Source organism: Citrobacter sp. wls826 (genome assembly GCF_005281245.1).
Classification (GTDB): domain Bacteria; phylum Pseudomonadota; class Gammaproteobacteria; order Enterobacterales; family Enterobacteriaceae; genus Citrobacter; species Citrobacter braakii.
The window spans coordinates 7654-8806 of sequence record NZ_SZWS01000045.1 but is presented as its reverse complement, the minus strand read 5'-3'; the positions used below and the strand labels follow the sequence as shown (position 1 = coordinate 8806).

The window sequence follows — 1153 nt, the reverse complement described above, 5'->3', positions numbered from 1 at the left end:
TAATCTGTCGCCTTTTTTCCTGACTCTCAACCCTTACGGGCTCTACAATCCTTGTTGGCTATCAACACACCCTGTTTTTCCCTTAGCCTGAAACATTCCGTGTTGTTTCCATTTCCTTTTACTAACGTCTCCGGACGTTTGTCTCCCTGACAATCCTGTGTCTTCGCCTCCTGGCGCTCCTGACCCTCATCCTGAGTCGACTATCCTGTCAGCTTCCTCGCTATGGGCGCTACTTTACCGCTTTGGTTTAAACGTACAAGTAACCTGGGTAACAATTTCGGACTTTAAGAATAGTGCCTTATCTTAACTATATGATTTATTTTAGTTACGTCATTTTTTACTCTGTCATCTCGTATAGAAACTATCGGCAATGTCTCACAAAGTGCGAGGTTTTTACTTACATAGCCTACGCGTCGAAAAACCAGCCTTTTGCTGGGGTTCAGGTATAATCGCTGCAAAGCCCTGATTGATGGAGAGGACTGCTTTGACTAACTTGAATTATCAACAGACGCACTTTGTGATGAGTGCGCCTGATATTCGCCACTTACCTTCCGATACCGGTATCGAAGTGGCTTTTGCTGGCCGTTCCAACGCAGGCAAATCCAGTGCGCTAAATACCCTGACGAATCAAAAGAGTCTGGCGCGTACATCTAAAACGCCGGGTCGTACTCAGCTCATCAACTTGTTTGAAGTCGTTGACGGCAAACGCCTGGTCGATTTGCCAGGATACGGTTATGCCGAAGTTCCGGAAGAGATGAAGCGCAAATGGCAGCGCGCGCTGGCTGAATATCTGGAAAAACGTCAGAGCCTGCAAGGTCTGGTGGTATTGATGGATATTCGTCACCCGCTAAAAGACCTCGACCAGCAGATGATCTTGTGGGCGGTTGAGAGCAACGTTCAGGTTCTGGTACTGCTGACTAAAGCAGACAAGCTGGCCAGCGGTGCGCGCAAAGCCCAGTTGAATATGGTACGTGAAGCCGTACTGGCATTTAACGGTGATGTACAGGTAGAAGCATTTTCATCACTGAAAAAACTGGGCGTGGACAAACTCCGGCAGAAGCTGGATAGCTGGTTTAGTGAACTGGCGCCGATTGAAGAGATGCACGACGGGGAATAACCCACCGATATGCCGGATAGCGCCGCTGCGCGTCTT

At 48.6% G+C, this 1153-nt stretch carries 1 protein-coding gene and 1 pseudogene; one reads left to right on the top strand and one right to left on the bottom strand.

What is annotated here, in order from left to right; translation table 11 throughout:
• Positions 1 to 26: 26 nt before the first annotated feature.
• Positions 27 to 275 (bottom strand): annotated as a pseudogene (locus FDW87_RS09620) (hypothetical protein).
• 209 nt (positions 276 to 484) lie between these two features.
• Between FDW87_RS09620 and yihA the strand changes: the two are divergent.
• Positions 485 to 1117, top strand: coding sequence for a ribosome biogenesis GTP-binding protein YihA/YsxC (gene yihA / locus FDW87_RS09615; protein WP_075848750.1), 633 nt, complete (start codon positions 485 to 487; stop codon positions 1115 to 1117).
• The last annotated feature ends 36 nt before the right edge of the window (positions 1118 to 1153 follow it).